This is a genomic window from Candidatus Pelagibacter sp. PS_10_02 (assembly GCF_059418005.1).
On the sequence record NZ_CM182076.1, the window covers coordinates 823872 to 846614 of the forward strand.

A 22743-nucleotide genomic window follows, 5' to 3' on the forward strand; every position below is an offset into this window, starting at 1 on the left:
TATTTTTGTTACTCTTATTAACTATAAAGTTATGGTAACACTGACTGCGACATTATGGATTATTCATGTTCTGTAAAGTATAAAGCGATACAACTTCTAGTTTAGAAAATTAACTAATAAATATAGGACTTATTGAATTGCAGAAAACCTATTATGAACAGCAACATAAATTGGATTAATCGTTCCAACCACTAACAACTTTAACTTCAAGATACTCTTCTAGGCCTAATTTACCAGCTTCACGACCAATGCCTGAATGTTTATAACCACCAAATGGAGCATCTGGTGCTAAACCAGCTCCATTAATATCAACCATTCCTGATCTTAATTTTCTAGCAACTCTATTCGCTTTTTCTTGATCTTGAGTTTGAATAAAATTTAATAATCCATATGGTGTGTCATTTGCAATTGCAATTGCTTCTTCCTCTGTCTCAAAAGGAATTATACATAACACGGGTCCAAATATTTCTGTTCTTGCAATTTGCATTTGATTATTAACATCTGCAAATGCTGTAGGTTTTACAAAATAACCTTTATTTAAACCCTCAGGTTTACCTAATCCACCAACAACTACTTTGGCTCCTTCATCTATTCCAACTTGGATTAATGATTGAATTTTATCAAATTGGGTTTTTGAAACTACGGGTCCTATGTGATCCCCTTCTTTATTAGCAACATCAACTTTCATAGAATTAGCAAAATTCTTAACTCTTTCAACTGCTTCATCATACATTGATTTTTCTACCAACATTCTTGTTGGAGCATTACAAGATTGTCCTGTATTTCTAAAACATCTAAGCGCTCCTCTTTCAACAGCTTCAGCATCAGCATCTTTAAATATAATATTCGCACCTTTTCCTCCAAGTTCTAAACTAACTCTTTTAAAGTCTTTTGCTGCATTTTCAGAAATTAAAGCACCGGCTCTAGTAGATCCTGTAAATGAAATCATATTAACATCAGGATGACTTGTTAATGTATTACCAGCAACTGCTCCATCTCCATTAACCAGATTAAATATACCCTTTGGTAATTTAATTTCATCGATCATTTCTGCTAAAATCATAGATGATAGTGGTGCTATTTCAGAAGGCTTAAGAACCATTGTACAACCAGCAGCAATGGCTGGGATTACTTTTAAACAAACCTGATTCATTGGCCAATTCCATGGTGTGATTAATGCACAAACTCCTTTTGGCTCATGTAAAATATTATTATTAAGGGCATGCTCTCCTAATTTTGCTTCAAATGTATATTCTTTCAATACTTTAATATAAGATTTGATATGGCTTGCTCCAGTTCCAGCCTGTAATTGCGTTGAAAAATCAATAGGAGCTCCCATTTCAAGAGAAATAGCTTGCGCCATATCATTCCATCTTTTTTTATAAACATCATATAGTGCTTCTAAATATTTTATTCTTTCTTCCTTAGAAGAGAACGCCCAAGTTTGAAAAGCTTTTGTTGCAGCACTTACTGCTTCATTCACATCTTCAGCTCCCGCAAGAGATATTACTGCACATTCTTTTTCGGTTGAGGGATCAATTACTTTAAAATCATTTGGTTTTTTTGGAGCAACCCATTTTCCATTAATATAAAAATTTCGTTTATCTAGCATTTTAAAAAGTACCTTATCTTTTAGTTTTTGCAAATAAATTAGTTAGTTCATAAACAATTGTTGCAGCAGCTAACGATGTAACTTCTGCATGATCATATGCTGGTGAAACTTCAACTACATCTGCAGATATTAAATTTAAACCTGACAAACCTCTTATAACATTAACCATTTCTCTTGTAGTCATTCCTGCAATTTCAGGTGTTCCAGTTCCTGGAGCAAAAGCTGGATCTAAAACATCTATATCGATTGAAAGATACAGTGGATTATTTCCTACTCTTTGTCGTATTCTTTCTGCAATTTTATCTGTTCCTTGTGTTTGAAAATCATCACAATGAATAATCTTAAAACCAAACTCTTCATCATTTTTAATATCATTTCTGCTATAAAGAGGACCCCTGATCCCTACATGCATAGATGCATCATCAAGAAATAAATTTTCTTCCCGAGCTCGTCTAAATGGTGTTCCGTGAGTGTAAGGTGCTCCAAAATATGTATCCCAAGTATCTAAATGAGCATCAAAATGAACTAGTGCAACTGGTCCGTTATTTTCTTTATTAATAGCTCTTAAAAGCGGAAGCGCAATTGTGTGATCTCCACCTAAACTTATTATACCACCAACTTTTTTTAAAAGTTCTGTCGCTCCTTCTTCTATTTGTTTAATGGCCTCATCAATATTAAATGGATTACAAGTTATATCTCCAGCATCTGCTACCTGCTGAACTTTGAATGGCTCAACATCATAACTTGGGTGATAATTAGTTCTTAAATGTCGTGATGCCTGTCTAATGCTCATGGGTCCAAATCTGGCTCCAGGCCTATAACTTGTACCAGCATCAAAAGGTATTCCAACGATAGCTACATCACAATCTTGGACATCTCTTAATTCTGGCAGCCTTGCAAAGGTGGAAGGTCCGGCAAATCTTGGTACTTTAGTTCCACTAACTGGCTGAACAGGGTTTTTATTTTTTTCTTTTTTCATCTAAATAAAATGTACCACATTCTTTGAATTTGGAATATCTTCTATATTACTATTTATGAAGCTATTTAAAGTAATTTTATTAATAATTTTTTTTATTACACCATTAAAAGCAAATACTATCTATAATCTGATTAAGATACCTAACTTAGAACTTTATCAAATCGATAAAAAAAATCAGCTTAGATATTTATACGCTTCAAGCTCGTTTAGATTAGGAGTTAAAAAAAATATTGTATGCATGAACTCTACCAAAGAAGATTATAACAAAAAATTTGATTTAATTAGTTATAACCTTAATAAATACTCAAAAGACTTTTTAAAAAAAATAAACTTAAGATACGTAGTTATGTGTGAAAATTTATCAATTTCTGGAATTAATACTGCTGGGATACCAGATAACATTATGAAGACTTTAATATTAGACATCAAGTTTAATGAAAAGTATTTTAAAAGAACAATTCACCATGAGGTTTTTCATATAATCAATGATAGCTTTAAAGAAATTTTCAATGAAGATGAATGGGTTAAATTTAATAATAAAAATTTTAAATATGCCGATTGTTCTACTTGCACTAAAAAACTTGGGCTAAATACTTATACAAATACAAATGGTTTTTTTACTGAATATTCTCAATCTACACCCTCTGAAGACATGGCAGAAACATTTTCTCATATAATGACTTTAAGTCCAAAAAAATTAAAAGAAATTAATGATGCAGACAATATTTTAAAAAATAAAGTTGAATTTATAAAATATAGGCTATTAAAAATTTATAAAGATTTTAAATTTTCAGAAGAATTTTAAACAAGTGTGAATTTAATGATAAAATGATTAAAAAAATTAAAGCAACGTTATTTGAAAAAATAATATTTGTATTTTTGATAATTTTGGCCTCAGTTACTTTTGGTTCTTATTTTGTTATAAAAAATAAATGTTTATTTGTTAAAAATCATAATCCTGAAAATATCAATTTTGATAAACCAGAAAACATAGTAATTCTTAATGCGCCGTGTGGAAATGTAATTATTGAGCTGTACCCAAATGTGTCTCCAAAAGGTGTTGAAAGATTTAAAACGTTAATAAAATCTGGCTTGTATGATGACGTAGCTTTTCATAGAGTGATAAAAGATAAATTAGTCCAAGCAGGTGACTTAGAGTTTGGTAAAAAAAATTCAATTAATTATGGTAAAATTGGAACAGGCAAGTCTGGTTTAGGGACTATTAAATCTGAAATAGATAATGATTTTAGCTTTAGAAAAGGAAGTGTGGGTTTGGCAAGAACTTTTAAGAATGATACAGAAGACAGTCAATTTTTTATAATTCTGCAAGATGAACCATTGTTTGAGGGCGAATATACACCTGTAGGAAAAGTTCTTTATGGTTTAGAAATTTTAAAGAAAATTAAACATCAGCGACATTCAGAATATATATTGAGACCTGATTTTATTAACTCATTTAGAATGCTAAATTAAGAAATAAACTATAAGTTGAACCCATTATAGTCAATCATGGTCTTTTTTTATCTTCTAAATTTTGGTTAAATAGTGTGTGAAAAATGTAATAGAAGATAAAATTAAAATACTTAAAAAAAGTAATAGTAAAATTCTGAAAGAGCCTATTGCTGCTATAAAAAAATTAAATTTTCAAAAACTTAATATCATTAAATCATTTTCTATAAACAAAACTTTAACTAATTTTAAAGAAAAATTAAGAAAAGCTGAATTAGAAAGAATCAAGACTTTAAAAAAGAATAAAATAAGACAAGCTAAACAAGAAAAACATCAACAACAAAAACAAAAATTAGAGGAGGCTCGTCAAATCAAAAGGGAGCAAGATTTAAAAGAAAAAGAAGAAAAAAAAAGAATACTTGATCAAGAAAAACAGAGAATAAAAATTCAAAAACAACAACAACTTATTGAAAATCAAAAAATTAAACTAGAACAACAGCGGGTGCAAGCTGAAGCGCAAAGAATTAAGGACGAAGAAGAAAAAAAAATCAGAGAAGATGATTTAAAATTAAAAGAAGAAAAAATAAGATTAGAATATTTAGAAAAACAAAGAATAAGATTAGAAAGACAAAAAATTAAAGAAGAAGAGGAAAAAATAAAGAATATTGAAAAAGAGAAATTAGAAACGGAAAGAAGAATAGCAAGAGATGAAAAACAGAGGCTAAAAGATATTCAAATTGCCAAACAATTAGAAGAGCAACGTAGACTGGATGAAGAGGAGCGTAAATTAAAATATCAAGAACAAAAACTTAAAGAAGCTGCAGAGCGAATAAAGGATATTGAAGCTGAAAGATTAAGAGAAATTGAAATCCAAAAACTTAAAGAAGTTGAGGAATTGAGAAAAAAAGAAGAAGAATTTAGATTAAAAGAAAAAAAAGAAATTGAAGAGTTAAGGGCCTTAAGACAAAAAGATGAAGAATATAAAAAAAGACAGATAGAAATTAAAAAGAAAGAAGAAGAAATTAGATTGAGAGAGATTGAAGAACAAAAGGCTCATGATGCAAGAATTGCTGAAGAAAAAAGAATAGAAGAAGAAAATGTAAGAATTAAAGAATGGGAAAGAAAATTTGATGAAGAGCAAAGAAAAAAAGAAGAAGAAATGATAAAAAAACTAAATGAACGAGAAAATTCATTTAAGCACGAAAATGATTCAGAAGAAAATAGTATATCTGCAAATAATCAAACAAAAGAAAATTAATTTACCAAAGGCTTACCAGTAGCTAGAGTATGTTTGATTCTATCTTGAGTTTCTTTTGTTTCAATTAATTTCATAAATGCGTCTAGTTCTAATTTAAATAAATCATTCTCTGATAATGTTTTATCTATTGTAGTGTCACCACCACTTAATACATTCGCTAATTCTTTTGCAACTATTACTCCATGATCTAAGATTATTTTTTCATTATAAAGATTATCTAAAATTTTATTCATATCTTCCAATACTGATTTTCCGGGAAGATTGAATTTAAGCTCTTCTGGTGCTTTAAAGTCTGTGTTTTCCATTATAATTTTTTTTGAGACTTCAAATAAACTGTTTCTATTCATTATTTTTTTATCCTCTGGCATCAAATATTTCATTGGTTCTGCCTCTACAGATGAGGTTGCGGTTTTACCGTAACCGATAATATCAAACACTTTTAAAGGTGCAAAATTAGGATCTTTTTTAGCTTCATCTGTATCAAGCCATCTAGCTAACATTTCTTTACATCCGCCACCTGCTGGAATTAATCCTACAATAGTTTCAACTAATCCGACTACAATATTGGTGTGTGATGCTACAAAGTTACTTTGAACCATTACCTCAAAACCACCACCCAACGTTAATCCTGATGGAGCTGAAATTACTGGATATTTTGAATATTTTAGGTGTTTACAAGTTTCTTGGAAATATTTAATAAATTTTTCAATTGATTTGAAATCTCTTTTATCTGCAAACTCCATTGTGTAAGTTAAATTAACACCAGCTGAAAATTGCATACTTTCATTGATTATTATTAATGGTTTATCGGTTGCTTTCTTTAATGCATCCATCGAGTCGTAATCAAGTGCGTTAGCTTTAGTTGTAAACTCAACAATGTTATAATCATTAAATCTATAAATCTTTGCAGAATTATTTCCATCAACACTTGAGGCAGTTTTTTTTACTTTTCCTAAAGTTTCAATATTTGTGTACTTTTGCCTTTCACCATAAAAATTTTCATTTTTATTTTTTGATAACTCCTCTAAAAAGTTATTTCCTTTAAAATCATCTATTTTATCAAAGAAATTTTTAACTCCTATTTCTTCAAGCATCTCAAATGGACCTTTTGACCAGTTAAAACCAAGTCTCATTGCTTCATCAATATCATTAAATTCTTTTGTAATTTTTGGAACTAATGAGGATGCATATTTGATTATTTTAGATATAACTGACCAAGCATAATCTCCATATTTATCTTTTCTATTAATTAATCTCTTTAAATCTACTTGGTCTGTTTTAATATCAATCTTTTTACTAATTGAATAATCACCAGTTTCAAGATTGATTGCTTCCATGACTTTGATAGATCCTGTTTTATTCATTCTATAAAAACCACCCTTACCTTTTCTGCCTGTATAACCTGTTTCAATTAATTTTTTCACCAATGGAATTTCTTTTGCTACCTCGTGAAACTCATCAGATTTTGGCAATTCTTTAATAAAACTTTTTAATACATCGGCCATTAAATCAATTCCAATTAAATCATATAATCCAAATACACCTGTTTTTGGAATACCCATTGGTCTTCCAAAAATTGCATCGGCTTCTTCTATTGAAAGTTTCATTTTAAAAGCTTCAGTCATCGCCACTTGCATTGCATAAACACCAACTCTATTTCCTAAAAAACCTGGAGTATCATTACAAATTATAGCTCCTTTACCTAATTCAACTTCACAGAATTTTTTTAATTGGTTAATCTTATTTAGGTCGTTATTTTCATTTTTAACTATCTCTAAAAGACCCATATATCTAACTGGATTAAAAAAGTGGGTAATACAAAAATCTTTTTTTTCAATATTTGTTAAATGTTCAGATAATATCTTAATTGGAATTGATGAGGTGTTTGAAGAAACTATTGCCCCATCTTTTCTTACTTTGAATATTTTTTCATAAATTTGATGCTTAATATCAATTCTTTCAACCACTGCTTCAACAACCCAATCCGCATCTTTAACTGCATCAAAATCATCTGATATATTTCCAACTTTAATATTATTGATTTTAGATTTATCAATTAATAATGGAGGTTTTGATTTATGAATTCGATCTCTTGCCTTTTCACTAATCTCTGTTTTTAAATCTAATAAAGTTACAGGAATATTTGCATTGCAAAGATGTGCCGCTATTCCACTTCCCATTGTTCCAGAACCAATGACAACTACTTTTTTAATATTCATGAAATTTGAAAATGTCTTATCTGTTAATTCCTCTTAGTCTCTCAGAACGTCTTCTTAAAAGTTCTGCACTAACTAGAATTAAAGTTGACATAATAATCAAACATGTTGCAACAGCTAATATCGTTGGACTTAATTGCTCTCTTAAACCAACCCACATCTGAATTGGAATAGTTGTATTTTCTAATCCAGCTAAAAACAGAACAACTATCACTTCATCAAATGATGTTACAAACGCAAATAATGCACCAGAGATAACTCCTGGAGTGATTAAAGGTAATGTCACTTTCATAAAAGTATTAACAGGATTGCTTCCAAGACTTGCGGCTGCTCTTGTTACACTATGGTCAAAACCACTTAAAGTAGCTGTAACTGTTATAACAACAAATGGTGTTCCTAAAATTATATGAGATAAAATAATTCCAGTATGTGTTGCGGCCAAGCCTACTTTTGCCATAAAGAAAAATATTGCTGTTCCTGAAATAATTAATGGAACGATCATCGGTGAAATTAACAAAGCCATAAATGCAGCTTTATACGGCATATGTCGACTGCTTAAACCAAGAGCAGCAACAGTTCCCAGGATCGTTGATCCTATGGTTGCAAAAAATGCAATAATTAAACTATTTTTTGTTGCTAAGCCCCAAGGATTTTTTGTTCCCCAAATCATGTCTTTATACCATCTTAAAGAAAAACCATCTGGGTCTAGCGCCAACATTTTTTCTGAAAAATGAATATATTGCTCAGCATTAAATGAAAGTGGTAGAATTACAAATAATGGAGCAATTAAGAAAAAGAATACTAGTCCACAGATGGTTAAATATGTGTAGTGCCAAATTCTGTAATGTATTGGTGTATAATTTGGTAAAGCCATAGTTTATCCTAGTTTAATATTATCTATTCCAACTAACTTATTATAAATCCAATAAATTGTTAAAACTCCAACTAACAACATTGTGCCTAATGCAGAAGCAAAAGCCCAGTCTAATGAACTCTTCATGTGATATGCAATTGTATTACTAATTAATGATCCACTAGCACCACCCACTAAAGCAGGAGTAATATAGTAACCAATTGAAATAATAAATACTAATAAACAGCCCGCACCAATTCCAGGCATAGTTAATGGAAAATAAATTTTAATGAATGCTGTTAATGGTGTGCCTCCCAAAGATTTTCCTGCTCTCATTAAGCTTGGAGAAATCGTTTTCATTACACTGTAAAGCGGCAATACCATAAAAGGTAAAAGAATTTGTGTCATTGCAACAAAAGTTCCAATTACATTATACATTAGTTCAGGTCTACTATCATCAGCAGCAAAACCTAACCAGACAATTAAATCATTAATCGGGCCTTGTTGTTGAAGTAATACCATCCAGCTTGAAGTTCTAACTAATAATGAAGTCCAAAAAGGAAGTAAAACACAGATCATTAATAAGTTACTGTATTTCATTGGCAATGTAGCGAGTAAATGTGAAATCGGGTAAGCTAAACAAAAACAAAAAACTGTAACCCAAAAAGCTACATTTAATGTTCTTAACCATAAAATTTTATGTATTTTTCTATCCTCAGCAACTTGAACAATATTTCTTTCATCATCAAATTTTAAATCCATTCCTTTTAAATACTTTGCATAAGACCATTTGGGAGCTGTATTTTTTAAGGCTACCCAATATCCAACTTCATTCCATATTTTGTGAGTTGCCATGAACTGCTCTTTATAATTTCCTTCTTCAAATTTTTTAATTTTTCTATTTGTTTTTTTTAATCCACTACTAAAACCAGATTTTTCATAATTTAATCTTTGATAAAGTTTTCCCGCTTCTTTAGCCATAGCTAGCGGATAAAAATCCTTGTAAAATGCTTCATATACTTTTTCATCTGGTAAATCTTTACCATCCCACTGTTCTAGTGCTGCAAAGGTATTCGGCAACTTACTTGTAATCATTCTATCATCAACGCTTCTAAACAACATATCGCCGATTGGAAACACGTAAGTAATTAAAAGAAATAAAAATAAAGGACCCACAAGCATTAATGCTCTTATCTTGTTTCTTCTCTCGGCTTTTTTTAAACTAACCTCAAGAGGTACACCATCAGATGATAAAATTTGTTCTGTGCTCATAATAAAAAAAGGGCGGTTATATAATAACCGCCCTTTAAATAAAATAAAAGTTTAATCTATAATTAAATTACAGACCAGCTTTCATAGCTTCCCATTTTTCACCAATTTCGTCCTGGTTATCTGCCCAGAATTCAGGGTTCATAAGAATGTATGATTTAGTGTTCGCAGGTGCTGTTGGCATATGTGGTACCATGTTAGTTTTACCATCTTTAAACCAAGGCTCTCCTGCTTCCATGATAGCAATTGAAGATTTTCTCCAAGGAGCGTAAGCAATATACTTAGCACTTCCTGCTAGACCTTCAGTACTTGTCATTTCTCTAAGAACTTTCAAAGCTTTACCGTTAGCATCGTTAGGTCCACCTTTAACCATAGCGAAATACTCATAGTCAAGAATTTGTGAATCCCATACTTGCACAATTGGAGTTCCTTCCATTTGAGCATTAAAGAATCTACCATTCCAACCAGTAGCCATAACAACTTCACCATTAGCTAATAGTTCTGGTGGCTGAGCTCCAGCATTCCAGAATACACATCCGCCATTTGGATCTTGGCAAAGTGCTTTAATAGCGGCAATTGCTTTATCAACTCCACCTTTTTCAAGTGATTTGTAAATCTTATCACCACCTTTACCAGCTTTTGTTCCAGTGCCAGCCATAGCTAATTCTAAGTTAGACATTGCACCTTTGTAGATAGCTCTTTTACCAGGAAACTTTTTAGTATTAAAAAAGTCTTTCGCTGATTTTGGAGTACCTTTTACATTATTCTTGTTGTAAGCAAAGTTCCAAGAGTAAAGAATGTTTCCAACTGCACACTTAGAAGGCATGCCTGTGAAAAAGTCTTTACTTGCTGGTGTTCCATCTGGAGCAGGAGCGAAGTCTTTGTCGAAATCGAATTCAACAAAAATACCTTCGTCACAGCCAATGATAGTGTCTTTTGCGTACACATCAATGATGTCCCAAGTGATTTTTCCAGCTTCTTTTTGTGCTTTGATCTCTGATAATCCACCAGTGTAGTCTACCCAGTTAACAGGTATTCCAAGCTTTTTAGCTGTTGGATCTCCATAGCCTAATTTTTGACTTTCTGTATAAGCTCCACCCCATGACACTACAGTAACTGCAAATGCCGAAGTAGTAATAGAAAGTACAAATGATAAGGCTAATAATAGTTTACTTAGTTTTTTCATTTATCCTCCGTTTAAACGTTTTTTTTAAAAATTAAGTAAAACAAGATCAGAAAGATGAGTCAACAGTTGAATCTGGGTTTTTTACCTTTATTTATGCAAGGTTATTATTTAATTGATTAGAAATTATGAAGGTTTTATTTTTTATTTAGGGTCTAAAGCTCTACTATCAATAGCATTCCAGCCAACATTTATTTCATTTCCAAGTTTGATATCTAGGTTTGATGAGCTATTTGGAATTTTTAAAATAAATTGTTCATTACCTAGTATGTCCATTCTCAATCTAGTATGATCTCCATGGTAAATTACTTCTTTAATTTTTCCTTTATGATTATTGTCCATTTTATCTTTTGGATTAATTAAAGCTCTTTCTGGTCTTAAAGATACGGTAGTTTTATCACCTTTGGCTTTTACAGAAATAGGATTAGCTAAAATTTCAGTTCCATTATTTAATTTAATTTTACAAGTATTTCCTGACACATCGTTCACTGTTCCATTAAACGTGTTATTCTCGCCAATAAATTCCGCCACGAAAGAATTAACTGGTTTTTCATAAAGATCATCAGGACTTGAAAGTTGTTGAACTTTCCCATCATTAAATACTGCAATTCTATTTGACATTGTTAATGCTTCAGTTTGGTCATGAGTAACATACACAACTGTTACACCAATACTTTCATGAATATGTTTTATTTCATATTGCATGCTTTCTCTTAAATTTTTATCTAATGCGCCTAGTGGTTCATCCATCAAAACAAGCTTTGGATCAAACACAAGTGATCTAGCCACTGCTACCCTTTGTTGTTGTCCACCAGATAATTGCATTGGCATTCTAGCTTCAAAACCTTGAAGCGATACCATTGATAAAGCTTTGTCAATTTTTTTATCAGCTTCATCTTTTGGAATTTTTCTAACTCTTAATGGAAATGCTAAATTCTCATAAACTGTCATATGAGGAAACAAAGCATAGTTTTGGAACACCATTCCAATTCCTCTTTTATGAGGTGGAATGTTTGAAATAACATTATTATCTAAATAAATTTCACCATGAGTTGGAGTTTCAAAACCAGCCAACATCATTAAACATGTTGTTTTACCCGAACCAGAGGGTCCTAACATAGTTACAAATTCACCTTCTTGAATATCTAAGTTTAATCCCTTAACAACTAAGACTTTTCCATCGTAGCTTTTATCGACATTATCAAATTTTACAAATTCACTATTTTTTGACATACGAGATATTTAAAACATTTGTTGAGATATTAATCAAGCCCTTTATTGGTCATTTAATATGTAAGTCTCTTGAAAAATTATAAAATAATTCACTACCCTTCTCTGTAACTCTAATAGCTTCAGATGCTTCCACGCCCCAGTTTCCAAATTGCATTACAGCAATCATGTGGAATGTTACGTTTGGCTCTAAGATTGTCATATCACCTTTAGATATATTTAGAGTATGTTCACCCCAATCAGGTGGGTAACCAATTCCAATAGAATATCCAGTACGCGAGGTTTTTTCTATGCCATATTTATCAAGAACCTTCCAAAATGCCTGAGCCACATCATCTGCAGTTTTCCCAGGTTTAATAGCATCTATTCCTGCTTGAAGAGCCTCATTAGTTTTTTTCATTGTATCAATTTTAAGTTGGTCAGGTTTTCCGAGTAATACTGTTCTAGCCATAGGGCAGTGATATTTTTTATGAGATCCTGCAATTTCAACAATTGTTGCTTCACCTTCAACAAATTTATCTTGTGTCCATGTTAAATGTGAGGCTGACGTACCTTTTCCTGTTGGAAGCATTGGAACAATAGATGCATAATCACCCCCAAACTCAGGAGTTCCTTTTATAAGCGCCGCTTGTATTTCAGAAACAGCATCACATTGTCTAAGTCCTGGATTAATTGCCTCAAAAGCTTTTTGCATTCCAGTTTGAACTATCTTTGATGCAGCTTTCATATAATCAATTTCTGAATCTGATTTTACAACTCTTGCCCAATTGACTAATCTTTTGCAATCTAAAATTTTAGCATTAGGTAAACCTGTTTTAATTTTTTCATAACAGTAAGCAGTGAAATAATGACTATCCATTTCAACACCTATGGAAAGTTTTTCCCATTTTCTTTCTTTAATAATATCAGTTAAAGCCTCATAGGGATGAAGTGGCCAACTATGGATATATTTTTCTCCATATTTAATAATATTTTCATCTTTTAAATAAGTTTTGATATATGCCCCACCTGCATCTTGATCTCTAACAAAACATAATGGTTCATCTGCATTAACATGCACTATTACACATTGAGCATAATAAAATGACCAAGCATCATAGCCTGTTAGGTAATTCATGTTTGATGGATCTTGTGAAATTAATAACTCGATGCCTTTATCTTGCATCATTTTTTGAACTTTTTTTAATCTATTTTTATATTCTACTTTTGTAAAATTCATGTGCTTATCTTAAATAATTTTCCAAAACCTTCAATATCATCTTTATAACCAATTAAATTTAGACTATCCCATATCAAGGTTTGGTTACTTGACAAAACTATCCTATTTAATTTTTTTTCTAATTTTTCGATAATTGATAAAACAGGCAAGGCAGTACAAGATACGAACAACGCCTCACTATCTTCTAAATTAATTTTAGACAAAACTTCAATTAAATATTTTTCGTCTACTTTTCCAATATCTAAATCAGATTCAATATCAAAATATGTTAATTCATTAACTGTTATATTTTCTTTTTTAAAATAATTTAAAACAGAGTCGTTTATGCTTTTTGTATAAGGAGTAAAAACTGATATCTTATTAATATTAAAAGCTTTAAGGGCTTTTATTGCTGATGTAATTGGAGTAGTAACTTTTGCCTCTGGTTTAGACAACTTTATATTTTTTTCAATAACATCGTACCCTGCAGCAACAGTTCCTGAAGTGCATCCATAAGCAACACAATCTATTTTTTGATCAGGTAAAATATCACTTGTCACCTCTGTAATGTCATCTGCCATTTTAGCTAATGTTTCATTGGTTAATGGGTTGTAACAATGTATTCTATTAACGTAGAGATCTATATCTTTACCATAAATCACATTATTAAAATCTTTTTCAATTCTAAAATCACTACCTAGGGCTATTAAACCTATTCTAGGGTTGGCTTTAGATATGAACTTTGGGTCAATTTTATTTAGTTTCATTGATAATCTCTATATAGGTCGATTAAATATATATTGATTAAATAGTCTAGCTAAAATAATGTTTATATAAAGCGATACATAACTCGTCGTTATTCAAAAAATACGAAAGTGGGATCAGTCGTCTTTAAATTTAATTATTTAGGGAGGTTTGGATGAAATTTGGATATTTTTGTAACACTACCAATTGGGACCATAAACCATACACACAATTACTTGATGAAACTAAGGAAATAACTGAATATTGCGATAAAAATGATTGGGACTCTATTTGGTATACAGAGCATCATTTTAATCATGAGGGAATGGAGTCTTGTACTAATCCATTAATGATGGGTGTAGATGCTGCAGCTAGAACTAAAAAAATTAGAATAGGTCAAGCTTGTAATGTAATTACATTTCATAACCCAATACGTTTAGCAGAAGACATAGCATTATTAGATCAACTTTCAAACGGTAGGGTGGAAGTTGGTATTGGCAGAGGAATATATGGAAGAGAAGCGATAAATATGAATAAAGAGGCTGATCTAAAAGATCAGGCTAAAAATTTTCGTTTGTTTGATGAGACTCTAACTATTATGAAAAAAGCTTGGACAGAAAAGTTTTTTAGTCACCAAGGTGAATTTTATACTTACCCTACTCCTGGTTTTGTTTGGCAACATGATATGAGTCCGCCGAGTGAAGAATTTCTAGATACTAAAACTAATGAAATAAAGAAAATAAGTATTGTGCCTAAACCAAAACAGTATCCACATCCTCCAATATGGCAAGTGGTAGATGGCGCAAGATCAATTGAGTGGGCTGCACAAAATGGTTTAAACACAATAATGTGGATACCAACGGTAAAAGCATTGAAAACTAGATTTGAAATATATCGAGATGCAAAATCTAAAGCTGAAAATAGAGATGTTCCACTTGGAGAAGGTATTTCTTTAGTAAGAGATATGTTTATTGCAGAAACTATGGAAGAAGCAGAAAAATTAGCAGGTGAACATATTATAAAATATATGAAATGGGTTTGTCACTGGAGAGGCTTAGGAAATCATATGGATCCAGGAGAAGAACTACCGGAAACAAAACATAAATTAGACTTACTTAACTATGATTTTCTACATAAAAGAAATTTATTATTTGGAACACCAGAATATGTTGTTAATAAAATAAATGAATTAAAATCAGAATTAAATTTACAAAATCTTCAAGTTTGGTCTAATTTTCCTGGAATAGATCATGAAGCTTGCATGAGAAGTATAAAACTGTTTAATGATGAGGTTATACCAAAGATTAATCTAGATAATTCAAGTATAGAAAAGGCAAGTTAGTGAAATTAGAGCTTAGAAAGTTTACAAAATTTGTAGATAAAACTTTTATCGAAGGTGGCAAGGAAGCTAAAGAGCCAGTTTTGATGGTTTCTGTTGCAGCTGTATTCAAAAATCCATGGCATGGAAAAGGCTTTGTTGAAGATTTAAAACCAATTATTTTAGATTTGGCACCTAAATTAGGTGATATTTTAGTTCCAGAGTTAATAAAAGAGATTGGATCACCTGAAAAAATTTTAGCCTATGGAAAGGCAGGTACTGTCGGGCTTGATGGTGAAATTGAGCATGCTTCAGCATTTATTCACACTTTAAGATTTGGAAATAAATTTAGAGATGCGGTTGGTGGAACTTCTTACTTAAGTTTTACCAATACCAGAGGTCCAGCTGGATCAAAAATATCCATTCCAATGATGCATAAAACAGATTCAGGTCTAAGGCCTTATTATTTAACTCATGAATTTACGATTCATGATGCTCCTTTTGATGATGAAATTGTTATAGCAATTGGTGGGGCCTCAACAGGTAGAGCTCATGCTAGAACAGGTGATCGTTATCAAGACATGAAAGAAATGGGATTAGATCCTAAATAAATTAATGTTTCAAAATTTTGATCCAAATCAAAATTATTATTCATTTAATGATAAAAATACAGTTCCTGTGGTTTTTATTCATGGAGTTGGACTTGATCAACGGATGTGGGAACCTCAAATTGAAGCTTTTAAAGAATATTCAATAATTACATATGATTTATTGGGACATGGCAAGACTATTCTCAATAAAGATGATGTAACATTAGATGATTTTTCGAACCAACTAAAATCAATATTAGAATTTTTAAAAGTAGATAAGATTAATCTTGTCGGTTTTTCTTTAGGCTCTTTAATTGCACTAAATTTTGCCTCTAAATTTCAAGACAAACTAAACAGTCTTGTTGTAATGGGTACAACATATAAAAGAACCTCAGAACAGAGGTCTTTGGTTATAGAAAGATTTGAACAGGCTAAATTAAACAAACCTATTTCAAAGCAAGCCCTAAAAAGATGGTTTACCGATCAATACTTAAATGACCATCCAGAAACTTATAATCAATTTATAAAAATTTTGACAAAAAATAAAAAAGATCATTTAAATTTTTTAAAAGCATACAAGTTATTTGCTTATCATGAGGATAATGCAGATATAATTAATAATATTAAAACTAGGACCCTTGTAATGACAGGGTCAAATGACTCAGGATCTACTGTTGAGATGTCAAAATCTTTATGTGAAGATTTAATAAACTCAAGTTTTATTGAGATAAATAATGGAAAACATCTTTGTAGTATAGAGTGTGCAGATGATGTTAATATCAATCTTAAAAATTTTATTAATAGATAAATGATAAAAATTCAAAACTTTAAAATGTATATAAATGGACTGTGGGTTAATTCAGAGTCTGGAAAAACAATAGAAACTGTAAACCCAGAAAACAACGAAGTTTGGGCAACTGTTCCTGAAGCTAACGAGAAAGATGTAGATAAAGCAGTTAAGGCTGCACAAAATGCTTTTGAAAAATCTTGGTCAAACTTACACCCAAGAGAAAGAGCTAAATGCTTAAGATCTCTTGCAGATCAATTAAGACAAAATGCTGAACATCTTGGAACTATAGAGACAATTGATACAGGAAAAATTTTTAGAGAAACAAAAACACAAGCTAACTATATTGCTGAGTATTATGATTATTTTGCAGGACTAGCCGATAAAGTTGAAGGAACAGTTGTGCCAATTGACAAACCAGACATGCAAGTAACAACTACTAGAATACCTATTGGTGTTGTTGCTGCGATAATTCCTTGGAATTCCCAAATGTTATTAACTGCAGTAAAACTAGCACCCGCATTAGCAATGGGTAATACTGTTGTGATAAAAGCTTCTGAACTAGCGCCTGTAACATTATTAGAGTTTGCAAAATTAGTTGAAAAATCAGGTATACCCAAAGGTGTTGTTAATATAATTACTGGTCTAGGTGAGCCTTGTGGTAAAGCTCTAACTACACATGACCTTGTAGAAAGAATTGCTTTTACAGGTGGTCCTGAAACTGCAAAACATATTGTTAAAAATTCTGCAGAAAATTTATCACAGGTAAGCTTAGAACTTGGTGGAAAAAGCCCTGTTGTTGTATTCGATGATGCTGAGCAAGAGAACGCACTAAATGGAATAACTGCTGGTATTTTTGGTGCAAGCGGTCAAAGCTGTATTGCAGGATCACGACTTTACATTCAATCTAAAATTTATGATGACTTTTTAAATAAGCTAATAGCTAAAGCTGAAAAAATAAAATTAGGAGCTCCTATGGATAATGAAACTCAAATGGGACCTTTAAATAGTTATAAACAACTAGAAAATATAGAAAAAAATATCAAAGCTACTGTTGAGCAAGGTGGAAAAATTCGGTGTGGAGGTAAAAGATCTAATATATCCAATAAAGGTTATTATTTTCCAGCTACAATTATTGAATGTAAAAATCATAATTTACCTACAGCGGAAAATGAATTATTTGGTCCTATCCTATCCGTGATGAAATTTGAAACAGAAGATGAGGTTATTAAATTAATGAATGATAATAAATATGGTTTATCTTCCGGAGTTTACACATCTAATTTTGGAAGAGGCCTGAGAGTTTCAAGGGCAATTAGAGCTGGAATAACCTTTGTAAACACTTATAGGTTAATTTCACCAATGGCTCCTTTTGGAGGAATTAAAGATAGTGGATATGGAAAAGAAGCAGGAATTGAGTCAATTAAAGAATACACAAGAATAAAGACTACATGGTTAAATTCATCGGATAAACCGATGGTTGATCCATTTACAATGGGTTAATAATTGACTGCCAGACATTATTTTTTAGTTTTGTTCATTATGTTTCTTTTTGGAAGCTCTTATCCAATTAATAAACTTGCATTAAATACATCTTTAACACCTATGTTAGCGGCATCATTAAGGATGTTTATACTTTTTTCATGTCTTGCTCCCTTTTGTAAATTTAGAATTCCAAGTAAAAAATATCAACTTCCTTTAGCAGGCTTTTCTTTATCTATGGGTTTTGGTGTTTTTATTTTTTTAAATCTATCTTTACAAAAAGCGACTGTAATTGCACCTATTATCATTGGTGCACAACTTGCAATTCCTTTTGCAATACTTGCTAGTTCAATATTCTTAGGTGAAAAAGTTACTTTTAAAATGTGGCTACTAATTTTTATTTCTTTTTTTGGAATTTTTCTTATTGGATATGATCCTAATTTAAAAAATGAAATTTTTGCAATTCTACTTTGTGCTGTTTCAGCTTTTTTCTATGGTATTGCAAATGTATTTTCTCGTTACATTAAAAATATTGATGTAAAATTAACTAATGCTATAATGGGTTTTATTGGCTTTGTAACTTTGCTACTTTTTTCAATTATTTTTGAGGGTAATACTTTTGGTCAATTAAAGAATATCGATTTATATACTTGGTTACTCTTACTTCATAATGGAGTGATGGTTTCAGTTGTTGCTCACACATCTATGTTTTATCTATATAAATTTTACTCAGTTAACAAGGTTATGCCTTTCTATTCTTTATTTCCAATATTTGGTTTGCTTCTAACATTTTTTATCTTTGAAGAAATTCCATCACTACTAAGTGCTGTTGGTGGATCTATTGTGATTATTTCTGTTTACCAGCTACAGAAAATTAGATAATTCCTCTATTGTAAATTCATTTAATTAAAAGTGTTCGATACTTTAGGTGCCTAATAATGGATATGGGTCTTTTATTAATCATAATATATCATCCTAAAGGTATACTTCCTGAGAAAATCGAAATAAAATAAACTTATTATGAAATATATTATACTCGGAGCTGCAGTAGCATGGGCTATGTACATCGGTGATAAATATTTTTTTTAATGAATAAAAATTTATGGCTACTAATTTTAAGTCAGATTTTTGCTTTTACAGCAGCACCCATAACAGTTTTTTTAAGTGGAATAATTGGTTCTCAGTTTAGTCCAGTAAAATCTTTAGCAACTCTTCCAATGGCTTTATCAATTGTGGGTATTGCAATTTTTGCAATTTTTGCAGCAAAGGTTATGAGTATAATTGGTCGAAGAGCAGGCTTTATATTTGCATCAATTATTAGTTCATTGTCATCATTACTTGCTGCTTATTCAATAATTATTGAAAGTTTTATATTATTTAATTTTGCATGTTTTTTACTTGGGGCTGGGGTTGCGTTTAGTCATCAATATCGTTTTGCTGCGGTTGAAACAGTTAAAAAGGATATGGCACCAAAAGCTATTTCAATAATATTATTAGCAGGTATAGGTTCTGCTTTTATAGGACCAAATGTTGCTAATATAACAAAAGATATTATTGCTGAACATTTATATGCCGGTTCTTACATCGCACTTGCAGCTTTAACACTCACCTCAATAATTTTCTTATTATTCTATAAAGACGGGCATAAACCAAATCTTATTAATAAAAAAACTTCACGTAGCTATCTAGAGTTAATTTCTCAACCAAGATTTCTACAGGCTTTAGTAGCATCTGCATTTGCATATGCAGTGATGTCATTTTTAATGACAGCTACACCAATAAGTATGCATGTAATGGAGAAAATAAACTTAACTAAAACAAGTTTTGTAATTCAATTTCATATTGCAGCTATGTTTTTACCATCATTGGTTACAGGTAATTTGATAAAAAAATTTGGACATAGTAAAATAATGTATGCTGGTGTCTTTTTATTTTTAATAACAATCTTAACTAGTTTCTTTGACCAAAATTTTACTAATTATTTAATTGCATTAATATTTTTAGGATTTGGTTGGAACTTTTTATTTATATCTGGGACAAGTCTATTAGTTTTGTCTTATAGGGAAAATGAAAAATTTAAGGCGCAAGGATTTAATGATTTAATAGTTTATTCAATTCAAGCAATCTCAAGTTTATCTGCAGGAGTTTTCCTAACCTCAACAAGTTGGAAAACAATGAATTTAGTTTGTATAATATTCTTGGTTTTAATTATATTATCAACATTAAGAGCTGATTTTAAAGAGAGAAAGTAAAATGGATTTAATAGATTATTTTCAACTGAGCTTGGTTGAAATTTATTTTGTAATATTTACTGTATTCATTGCTTCTATTATAAGAGGATTTAATGGCTTTGGCTTTTCAGCAACATGTATCTCAGGTTTTTCTTTTATTCTTCCGGCAGTAGAAATAGTTCCAATTATTCTAATACTTGAGGTCATTATTAGTATTTTTATGGTCCCATATATATGGAACAAAATAGACTGGAATTTTGTTATAAAACTAATATTTGGAATAATTATTGGCTCTCCTGTTGGTATTTATCTATTAAAATATTTAACTCCTGACGTTACACATCTATCTGTTTGTGTACTAATCATATTTTTTTCATTTTTATTAATGAGAGGTTATGTAAATCAAAAGATTAATAATAATTATGGAAAATTTTTTACAGGAATAATTGCTGGAGCATTAAATGGATTAACTACTTTAGGAGGAATGCCTGTTGCACTATTCTTATTAGTTACAAGTATTCAACCTGTAATAATTAGAGGTTCATTAGCAGCATTATTTTTCTTAACAGATATTTATGCTTTTAGTCTAAGTTTTTTTGCTGGAATTGTGGATGTCACAACTATTTATAGGACTATTCCACTGATTATTACTTTACCAATAGGTGTTTATATTGGTGATAAATTTTTTGTTAAAAGTAAAGAGAAGACTTATAGAAAAGTTGTTTTTTACTTTCTTATATTTATTTCAATATTTGGGTTTTTTAGAATTATTGACAATTTTTAGAATATCTTGACTCACAAAATTTTACTTACTTAATCTTTTATGAATACTATTGAGTGTTTTCTCTAATTGTCTATAAAAACCTAATTTAGTTAACTCACTAACACCTTGTTCATTTAATCCTTTTGGTGTTTGAGATTCTTTTACTAAATATTTCAAATCTTTTTTAGAATTTACAACTGCATCTTCTGATAAAGCTAAAAATAAAGATGTTATATATTTTTGCGCATTATCTCTTTTAATGCCCCTTTTAACCAACCAGTCAGTCATCACTCTTAATAATTCATAAAATGGTGCCATCATTCCAGATGTTGACCAAAAATTAATTGAAGATTTTTCATTTTTTATTTCAACTGTTGTGCCAATTTTATTAAAAAAATCTTTTACTTTTTTATTGGGTGGACAGATGGGAACGGGTCCTTTTTTTAAAGAAATTGGAGGCAAAGGTATGGCTCTAACTATTTTTGCTTTTACTTTAATTGCTTTTTTTAATTCTGATAAAGTGATTGTTGATATAAAACTAATGATTGTTTGAGTGGGTCTAAAATTAAGATCTTTAATAATTCTCTCTCCTACTGTTGGAGTAATGGATAAAAAAACCCAATCACAATTATCCACTATTTTTTGATTATCTTTTGTAATTACTACTTTTTTGAATTTTTTCTGAAGCTGTTTTGCTATTTTTTTATTTCGAGCAGATATAAGAATTTTAGTAAATGATATTTTTGAACAACAAATACCATTAATTACTGATGATGCTATTTTTCCACTTCCAATAAAACCTAATTTCATTTTTAAAATATATCAGTAAATCATTTAATAATTAGCAAAAAAAAGCCCCAGTTAAGGGGCTTTAAATTTTAAATTAATTGAATTATTTAATTAGAATGCTTTACCAATTGAAATTCTAAATGCAACTGCATCTATGTCAGCATCAATTTTGTTTTTAACACCGTCAGAGTCTGCAGTACCGTTAATAGTAACGTCTTCATAGTCAGTATAAGTTAATTCTGTTCTGAAGAATGTTCCATTATTTATATCTTTATTCATACCAAGACCAATCAAAAAACCTGTAACATCTTCGTTACCATATGTTGATCCTGTTGCTAAAGTTTCAGTAGTATCAATTGTTGCCATTGCTAGACCACCTTTAAGATAAGCTCCATTGTCTCCTAAAGACTTACTTAAATACAATGTTGTATGACTAGTAAGCTCTGCACTTACCTTGTTATTTCCCGCAGTATCTGACGCATCATCTGTGTCAGTATCAGTTCTGGCATTTGTACCTGAACCAAGTTCTGCTTCAATTGGCATAAAATCTAATCCAATCGCTAAACCGTTGTCATTTGCAACTTCAATAAATATTGATGGTACAACTACATTTTCATCTTGTGTTTTGCTTGTCTTCGTTCCTGATGATTTCATTGTTTCAGTACCATCACTTGAGAACTGTGTATAAGCACCAGATATACCTATTCTTTTTTCTGCAGCATTTACATTTGCAAACACTAAAAGCATAATACCTGTTGCTATTACTGTAATTTTTTTCATTTGTTTCTCTTA

General features: G+C 30.7%; 21 protein-coding genes. 10 read left to right on the forward strand and 11 right to left on the reverse strand.

Annotation, left to right across the window (positions count from 1 at the left end):
• Nucleotides 1-175 precede the first annotated feature (175 nt).
• Both AC5SL1_RS04595 and speB read right to left on the reverse strand, forming a co-directional pair.
• A complete protein-coding gene (locus AC5SL1_RS04595; protein ID WP_494579262.1) occupies nucleotides 176-1612 on the reverse strand; it encodes an aldehyde dehydrogenase family protein in 1437 nt (478 codons plus the stop codon).
• A gap of 13 nt (nucleotides 1613-1625) precedes the next feature.
• Nucleotides 1626-2591 carry an agmatinase gene (gene speB / locus AC5SL1_RS04600; protein ID WP_494579263.1) on the reverse strand — a complete coding sequence of 322 codons (966 nt, stop codon included), beginning with the start codon at nucleotides 2589-2591 and terminating at the stop codon, nucleotides 1626-1628.
• Nucleotides 2592-2646: 55 nt separating this feature from the next.
• Between speB and AC5SL1_RS04605 the strand changes: the two genes are divergently transcribed.
• The 3 genes from AC5SL1_RS04605 (at nucleotide 2647) to AC5SL1_RS04615 (ending at nucleotide 5298) form a co-directional block, all read left to right on the forward strand.
• Entirely contained in the window at nucleotides 2647-3396 is a 750-nt protein-coding gene (locus AC5SL1_RS04605; RefSeq protein ID WP_494579265.1) for a putative zinc-binding metallopeptidase, read from the forward strand.
• A gap of 23 nt (nucleotides 3397-3419) precedes the next feature.
• Nucleotides 3420-4064 carry a peptidylprolyl isomerase gene (locus AC5SL1_RS04610; protein ID WP_494579267.1) on the forward strand — a complete coding sequence of 215 codons (645 nt, stop codon included), beginning with the start codon at nucleotides 3420-3422 and terminating at the stop codon, nucleotides 4062-4064.
• A 76-nt stretch (nucleotides 4065-4140) separates the two neighbouring features.
• A complete protein-coding gene (locus tag AC5SL1_RS04615; RefSeq protein WP_494599274.1) occupies nucleotides 4141-5298 on the forward strand; it encodes a primosomal protein in 1158 nt (385 codons plus the stop codon).
• Here the strand turns inward: AC5SL1_RS04615 and AC5SL1_RS04620 are convergent.
• From AC5SL1_RS04620 to AC5SL1_RS04650, 7 genes are all read right to left on the reverse strand, one after another.
• Nucleotides 5295-7517, reverse strand: a complete 2223-nt coding sequence (locus tag AC5SL1_RS04620) for a 3-hydroxyacyl-CoA dehydrogenase/enoyl-CoA hydratase family protein (protein ID WP_494579271.1) — start codon at nucleotides 7515-7517, stop codon at nucleotides 5295-5297. The genes AC5SL1_RS04615 and AC5SL1_RS04620 overlap by 4 nt on opposite strands.
• 16 nt (nucleotides 7518-7533) lie before the next feature.
• On the reverse strand, nucleotides 7534-8388 hold the full coding sequence (locus AC5SL1_RS04625) for an ABC transporter permease (RefSeq protein ID WP_494573405.1): 855 nt from the start codon (nucleotides 8386-8388) through the stop codon (nucleotides 7534-7536).
• Nucleotides 8389-8391: 3 nt separating this feature from the next.
• On the reverse strand, nucleotides 8392-9639 hold the full coding sequence (locus AC5SL1_RS04630) for an ABC transporter permease (RefSeq protein WP_494599275.1): 1248 nt from the start codon (nucleotides 9637-9639) through the stop codon (nucleotides 8392-8394).
• A 67-nt stretch (nucleotides 9640-9706) separates the two neighbouring features.
• Nucleotides 9707-10822 carry an extracellular solute-binding protein gene (locus tag AC5SL1_RS04635; RefSeq protein ID WP_494579275.1) on the reverse strand — a complete coding sequence of 372 codons (1116 nt, stop codon included), beginning with the start codon at nucleotides 10820-10822 and terminating at the stop codon, nucleotides 9707-9709.
• Between the two features lie 141 nt (nucleotides 10823-10963).
• Nucleotides 10964-12052, reverse strand: coding sequence for an ABC transporter ATP-binding protein (locus AC5SL1_RS04640; protein ID WP_494573402.1), 1089 nt, complete (start codon nucleotides 12050-12052; stop codon nucleotides 10964-10966).
• A 49-nt stretch (nucleotides 12053-12101) separates the two neighbouring features.
• Nucleotides 12102-13268: a M24 family metallopeptidase gene (locus tag AC5SL1_RS04645; protein WP_494599276.1), complete on the reverse strand. Its 1167-nt coding sequence runs from the start codon at nucleotides 13266-13268 to the stop codon at nucleotides 12102-12104.
• Entirely contained in the window at nucleotides 13265-14014 is a 750-nt protein-coding gene (locus tag AC5SL1_RS04650; protein WP_494579279.1) for a maleate cis-trans isomerase family protein, read from the reverse strand. The genes AC5SL1_RS04645 and AC5SL1_RS04650 overlap by 4 nt, the downstream gene beginning before the upstream one ends.
• A 152-nt stretch (nucleotides 14015-14166) precedes the next feature.
• Here AC5SL1_RS04650 and AC5SL1_RS04655 point away from each other — a divergent pair, with 152 nt between their 5' ends.
• The 7 genes from AC5SL1_RS04655 (at nucleotide 14167) to AC5SL1_RS04685 (ending at nucleotide 21183) form a co-directional block, all read left to right on the forward strand.
• A complete protein-coding gene (locus tag AC5SL1_RS04655) occupies nucleotides 14167-15333 on the forward strand; it encodes an LLM class flavin-dependent oxidoreductase (RefSeq protein WP_494599277.1) in 1167 nt (388 codons plus the stop codon).
• The gene (locus AC5SL1_RS04660) at nucleotides 15333-15920 is read left to right on the forward strand and encodes an amino acid synthesis family protein (RefSeq protein WP_494579283.1); all 588 of its coding nucleotides are present in this window, start codon (nucleotides 15333-15335) and stop codon (nucleotides 15918-15920) included. The genes AC5SL1_RS04655 and AC5SL1_RS04660 overlap by 1 nt, the downstream gene beginning before the upstream one ends.
• A gap of 4 nt (nucleotides 15921-15924) precedes the next feature.
• On the forward strand, nucleotides 15925-16707 hold the full coding sequence (locus AC5SL1_RS04665) for an alpha/beta fold hydrolase (protein ID WP_494579285.1): 783 nt from the start codon (nucleotides 15925-15927) through the stop codon (nucleotides 16705-16707).
• Nucleotides 16708-18189, forward strand: coding sequence for an aldehyde dehydrogenase (locus tag AC5SL1_RS04670; RefSeq protein WP_494579287.1), 1482 nt, complete (start codon nucleotides 16708-16710; stop codon nucleotides 18187-18189). It begins immediately after the preceding gene.
• A 3-nt stretch (nucleotides 18190-18192) separates the two neighbouring features.
• The gene (locus AC5SL1_RS04675) at nucleotides 18193-19050 is read left to right on the forward strand and encodes a DMT family transporter (RefSeq protein WP_494579289.1); all 858 of its coding nucleotides are present in this window, start codon (nucleotides 18193-18195) and stop codon (nucleotides 19048-19050) included.
• Nucleotides 19051-19256: 206 nt separating this feature from the next.
• Nucleotides 19257-20420 (forward strand): MFS transporter, encoded by a 1164-nt coding sequence (locus AC5SL1_RS04680; protein ID WP_415275233.1) that lies wholly within the window; start codon nucleotides 19257-19259, stop codon nucleotides 20418-20420.
• A 1-nt stretch (nucleotide 20421) separates the two neighbouring features.
• Complete coding sequence (locus tag AC5SL1_RS04685; RefSeq protein ID WP_494579291.1) at nucleotides 20422-21183, forward strand: sulfite exporter TauE/SafE family protein; 762 nt, start codon at nucleotides 20422-20424, stop codon at nucleotides 21181-21183.
• Nucleotides 21184-21204: 21 nt separating this feature from the next.
• Here the strand turns inward: AC5SL1_RS04685 and AC5SL1_RS04690 are convergent, their stop codons facing one another.
• Together AC5SL1_RS04690 and AC5SL1_RS04695 are read right to left on the reverse strand one after the other, a co-directional pair.
• Nucleotides 21205-21972 carry a pyrroline-5-carboxylate reductase gene (locus AC5SL1_RS04690; protein WP_494599278.1) on the reverse strand — a complete coding sequence of 256 codons (768 nt, stop codon included), beginning with the start codon at nucleotides 21970-21972 and terminating at the stop codon, nucleotides 21205-21207.
• 90 nt (nucleotides 21973-22062) lie between these two features.
• Nucleotides 22063-22731, reverse strand: a complete 669-nt coding sequence (locus AC5SL1_RS04695; RefSeq protein WP_494599279.1) for an outer membrane protein — start codon at nucleotides 22729-22731, stop codon at nucleotides 22063-22065.
• Nucleotides 22732-22743 lie beyond the last annotated feature (12 nt).